The sequence below is a fragment of the Shewanella indica genome (assembly GCF_002836975.1).
GTDB lineage: Bacteria > Pseudomonadota > Gammaproteobacteria > Enterobacterales > Shewanellaceae > Shewanella > Shewanella indica.
Window position 1 is genome coordinate 1 of sequence record NZ_NIJK01000017.1, and the last position, 4982, is coordinate 4982.

5 protein-coding genes and 2 pseudogenes are annotated in these 4982 nt (G+C 40.7%); all 7 read left to right on the plus strand.

Going from position 1 to position 4982, the window contains the following annotated elements:
* Positions 1-381 precede the first annotated feature (381 nt).
* The 7 genes and pseudogenes from CX650_RS03775 (at position 382) to CX650_RS03805 (ending at position 4907) form a co-directional block, all read left to right on the plus strand.
* Entirely contained in the window at positions 382-1107 is a 726-nt protein-coding gene (locus CX650_RS03775; protein ID WP_101095061.1) for a hypothetical protein, read from the plus strand.
* A gap of 120 nt (positions 1108-1227) precedes the next feature.
* A pseudogene (locus tag CX650_RS03780) lies at positions 1228-1381 on the plus strand (transposase); the annotation flags it as partial.
* A gap of 66 nt (positions 1382-1447) precedes the next feature.
* The gene (locus tag CX650_RS03785; RefSeq protein WP_101095062.1) at positions 1448-2779 is read left to right on the plus strand and encodes an MATE family Na+-driven efflux transporter; all 1332 of its coding nucleotides are present in this window, start codon (positions 1448-1450) and stop codon (positions 2777-2779) included.
* Between the two features lie 103 nt (positions 2780-2882).
* Positions 2883-3116 (plus strand): annotated as a pseudogene (locus CX650_RS03790) (transposase); the annotation flags it as partial.
* A gap of 126 nt (positions 3117-3242) precedes the next feature.
* Positions 3243-3563 (plus strand): hypothetical protein, encoded by a 321-nt coding sequence (locus tag CX650_RS03795; RefSeq protein WP_101095063.1) that lies wholly within the window; start codon positions 3243-3245, stop codon positions 3561-3563.
* A 242-nt stretch (positions 3564-3805) separates the two neighbouring features.
* The gene (locus tag CX650_RS03800) at positions 3806-4234 is read left to right on the plus strand and encodes a hypothetical protein (protein WP_101095064.1); all 429 of its coding nucleotides are present in this window, start codon (positions 3806-3808) and stop codon (positions 4232-4234) included.
* Between the two features lie 250 nt (positions 4235-4484).
* The gene (locus CX650_RS03805; RefSeq protein ID WP_101095065.1) at positions 4485-4907 is read left to right on the plus strand and encodes an ankyrin repeat domain-containing protein; all 423 of its coding nucleotides are present in this window, start codon (positions 4485-4487) and stop codon (positions 4905-4907) included.
* Positions 4908-4982 lie beyond the last annotated feature (75 nt).

The following is a 4982-nucleotide window of genomic DNA, read 5'->3' on the forward strand; positions in this document are numbered from 1 at the left end:
GCTGTTACTGCGAACACTTGGAGAAGCGACGACGGCATTTTGCAACCAGTTGCCAGTACTTTCAAACGGCCTGAACCCCACACTATTTATCAACCGCAGTCATTGAAATCCCCTGAACCATGGGTGGGGCTAGCACGGCTCAAATCTCACATTTTTGCGTGAAATCGGTTCGATTTCATCAAACCTTTGCAACTCATGGATATCTTTCGGCCTCCGGGTGCTCAAATCATCTAGCGGTGCTTGAACGCAGACTGAAAGAAGATTAAGTTATTGTTTTACAGTGGGTGGCTTGATTTTTTATTTAGTAAATTTTTAATTTCCAAGGTTTGATGTGAAAAAACGATTAACAACTGTAACGATGAAGTTATTATCAATATTGAAGTGGATGAAATTAATACTTTAGAAACACTCACTAAGTTAGCTGATGCTTATGTTGATATTTCGTCTAGAATCGACGAGTATCGCGCTGATATTGACTGGAACTGCCCTATTGAAATTAATGTGGTGACTCCCGAAGGTTCGGTCAGTGAAGAGGAGATGTTCAAGAAATTTACGACTGATCCAACTTTAGAGCGAAAAGCGGTTACTTTTATCTACAATATCACTAATTACTGTAAAACAACCACTTTGGAACTTTGGGGTGGGGATGAAGACCATCTTGCTGAACCAGGAGCTTATGCTCTTTGTATGTATCATGAAAAATATATTCCGTTGTATATCGAGCTTTTACTTCAAAATGATTTGGATCATGAGGTATATCAATCGGGTCATATAATTGACATTATAGAAAAATATGGTTTTACTTCGGATGTTCTTCGTTTAATGGCGAATCGTGTTGACGCTGCTGCAGGTCAACATGGTAGCGAGGATATGAAAGAGTATCATCCACAATTAATGGAGCTGTTTTTAAACCAACCCGAGCAAAAATCTTTATTCCTTAATACAGCGGTACAATCTATTTATTTACGTTCCATTCCATATAGCCTTCCATTTGACTCTATACGTGATTTGAGCATTTATATTCAAGAAAGCGGTGAAAGAACAAGGTGGTTGAAGCAACAGGAAGAGCAAGCCAAAGATACCTTTGGCAAGAATGTTAGGTGGTGAGTATAGATTGATGTTCTGTACGCTTATAAAAAATATTAAAAAATATGGACACCCAAGGTTAATGGCGCGGTAGTTAGCCTCCGACTATGCTTTTTTTAAGCATTTAACAAGGAGGTTATTATGCCGCGCCCTCGCCGAACTCAAATCAGCCTTGAAGATAACCACTGTTGCAGCCGCGTGGTGCGGCGTGCCTTTCTGTGTGATGATGATGCCCTACTCGGGCAATAATTATGACCACCGCCGTGGTTGGGTGGAATCGTTACTGTTTGAACTGGTTTTGTTTTATAGTGGGTGGCTTGATTTTTCAAATTTTTCTAAAGAGCAACGATAAGATTTAATTTTGAAACAAAACCAAAGAAGATCAATTGATTACCAACTTTGGCTGGTGTTGATCCTTACAAGCTTTATACCGTTAATCTACTCGACAACGCGAATCCACTTTTTGGGGAGTATACCAAGCCCTTGGGCATTCAGTATTGCAGCACAAGTAGCTTGGCTAAATGTTGGCTATGAGGTGCTAAGCGAAACTCTCTTGATACCGCTAGCGTTTATTCTCGGAAAAGTCATCAACGATGAAAAGGACTTTCGTCAGCGAGCAAGTATTTCATTACTTATTATCGTATTGAGTTATCTTGTTGTGACCGTTTTAGTATTGTGGCTAGCGCCACAATTCGTTGGGGCAATGCAGCAGAAAACTGAGTTGTTTGAGAGTACAGTTCAATACATTCGATTAGAGTCATTAGCTATTCTGCTTTCTAGCCTTTATGCATTCTTGTCGTTGGTCTTAGTGCTGAAAAACGAGAAAAAAGTACTGTATAAATTACTCATAGTGCAAATGGTTATGACAGTTATGTGCGATTGTCTGCTAGTCAGTAAACAATCATTCTCATTTCAAATCGGCGTAAATGGGATAGCTATTAGCAATATTATTGTTAATAGCTTTCTTGCTGTAGCAACTGTCACTTATTTATCGAAATCAGGCGTGAGCTTAAACATACGACAAGGTAAGGTACCTCAACAGCAATGGATCAAAGAGTGGGGAAAAATTGGCTGTAAATCTGGTCTTGAGTCTTTTGTTCGTAATGCCGCATTTATTATCATGATCCTGCAACTGGTAAACCAAGTACAACAGGCAGGAATATTTTGGATTGCTAACCAGTTTATTTGGGGGTGGTTGCTACTTCCTGTCTTAGCTTTGGGTAAACTAGTAAAACAGGATGCGGCGATTAATAATGGCCTAACACCTAAACAGGTTAATCGCTACCTCTTGTTAACTACAGGAATCATTACTATTTGGATGCTTACTGCGCCATTGTGGAATAGTTTTATTTCTAATGTAATGGGGGTAAGTGACCCTAAACCGATCACGGATCTGGTGTGGCTGATGGTGGGATTCTATATGGTGTTTAGCTTAAACAGTGTCATAGATAGCTACTTTTATGGGATTGGGCGTACCGATCTAATGCTCTATCAATCTTTGATCGTCAATTGTATTTTTTATGGCGGTGCATTTGTGTTTTATCAAGTAGGCATATTTGTGCCCACACTTCAAAGTATTGCAGTGATGTTTGGTTTAGGAATAACAGCAGATGCTATTGTTACTTGGGGTTTGTATCGTATCCTCAGAGGCAAGTTGAACTCAGCTAAACAGCCAGAACTTCAAGTTAATTAGGATATTAAAATTTTAGAAGGCAAAAAAATGGATACCCAAGGTTAATGGCGCGGTAGTTAGCCTCCGACTATGTTTTGTTTAAGCATTTAACAAGGAGGTTATTATGCCGCGCCCTCGCCGAACTCAAATCAGCCTTGAAGATAATCACTGTTGCAGCCGCGTGGTGCGGCGAGCCTTTCTGTGTGGTGATGATGCCTACTCGGGCAAGAATTATGACCACCACCGTGGTTGGGTGGAATCGTTATTGTTTGAACTGGAGTCCGTTTTTGCCATTGATGTAGCGGCATTCGCCATCATGAGTAATCATCTGCATCTGGTGTTGCATATTGATATAGACAGAAAGAAGATTAAGTTATTGTTTTACAGTGGGTGGCTTGATTGTTTCTTTTTACATCAGTTTTCATTTATTAACAAGTCAACTAACTGAAGCGCTACTTGAGGCGTGATACCTCTCGGGGAAGTAATGGAAAGCATCACAGAAGAAATTATCGGAAAATACATAGATGTAGCTCAGCATAAGGAGTTGAGTGATTTTATACCTGACAAGAAGTTGGAGATAGTTGAAATAATCCCGCCAGAAGAGGTAACGGCTATCCGTGAAAGGTATACCCCTTATCTTGAAGGTATTGATGCAAACCCCATTGCGGTCACCCTAGGCGATGAAATGATTTTTATCGGTAGTGGTCCAAAAAATGAAGGCAACGTGTACTACGTAGATATAGAGTTTGGTGTTTTCAAGTTACACAACTCTATTTCTAAGTTTTTAAGTGCAATCAAATTCTAGCAAGACCATGTTACATTACTGCTGGACTTGGTAAGGCTTGGGAAATTCGTACAATTACAACAAGAGTTATGGGCATAGTAGTTTTTACTGTATTTTTAATTTAAATGGCTGAACATCGGCTTGCAAGACTACATGCGACATTTTTCATCCTTGATACTAATCTCGGGAAAGGTCAGTAGGCGCGAAGTCTAACAGTTCATATAAAGCTATACAGCGTAATTAAGACATCAAAAGAAATGGGAATGGATATGGAATACAGCAGAGAAAACATTGAGCAACTGCTAGAAGGGAAATTGCGGCAAGCTTTAGCTGACTTTGGCGAAAAAGAGCTAAGGATCATTGATGTAGGCGTGTTTCCTTGGCACTCGGAGATCAGCGTATCCTTTCTCTTCAGCGAAGATTCGGCAGAGGAGGATGATATTGCGGCATGGCCGCATTTTGATTACTCCAAGATATTTGCAGGTGATTGGGAGCAAGCCAGAGAATTAGCCAAGACAATGAATGACATGTGGGCTATCAATAATGATCCAATCCCATTCTTCTCGGATTTCGGTTCTGCATTAACATCTGACCGAATATCGAGCGTTATAAAACGGTTCAATCTGGCGCCGGACTTTAGGATACAAGTCCTGAACCCAGATAACCCTAATAGTAAGAATTTCTGCACCTAGTGGGTGCCGTAGCCTTCTGTCAAACTTGTACTCAAGAATTCAGATAATAAATGCGGCACTACAGGTATTGATAAAACAAGCCGTCATATGAACCTTGTTCGGCAGCATAGATTTACTGGCCAATGGTGAATATTTGCCCATGTTTTGTCGGTAAAACTCAACCAGCACGCGGCTATTGATAAATCTCATACTCCAGAAAACATTAGGCTTGATACACACAGGGAATCACTAACTCAGGACGGATAAATAAGTGAACGAAGCAGTCATACTGAAATTAAGGGCTCTGATGACATGCATCAGGGAGAAGAGAACCGCTGATGCAATCGCCTTTCTATCAATGAACACTGAGCTGATTCAGTTACAAACACCACTGGGCAGCTTGCTTCATATTGCTGCTGATAATGACGACTTGGAGTTGTGCCAGGCTTTGGTCAAGCTGGGAGCCGATATCGATAGCAGAGACAGTATCAGTGGCAGCAGTCCAATCCATAGGGCTGCTTCGAATGGCAACGAAGATATTGTGAACTACTTCATCGGTGTTGGTGCAAAACTCGATATTTCTGAGCCAGACCGTAATCCCCTTTTTACTGCAATACATTATGGTCACCTCCATATTGTGAAGCGGTTAGTGAAGGCGGGTATAGATACAAGGATCCGTTATACCGGCCGGTAGTGTTCATAAATCTGTGTCATTTGAGTAATATACACCCAAAAGGATATTCAAATGACCAAACCTACATTCGACATG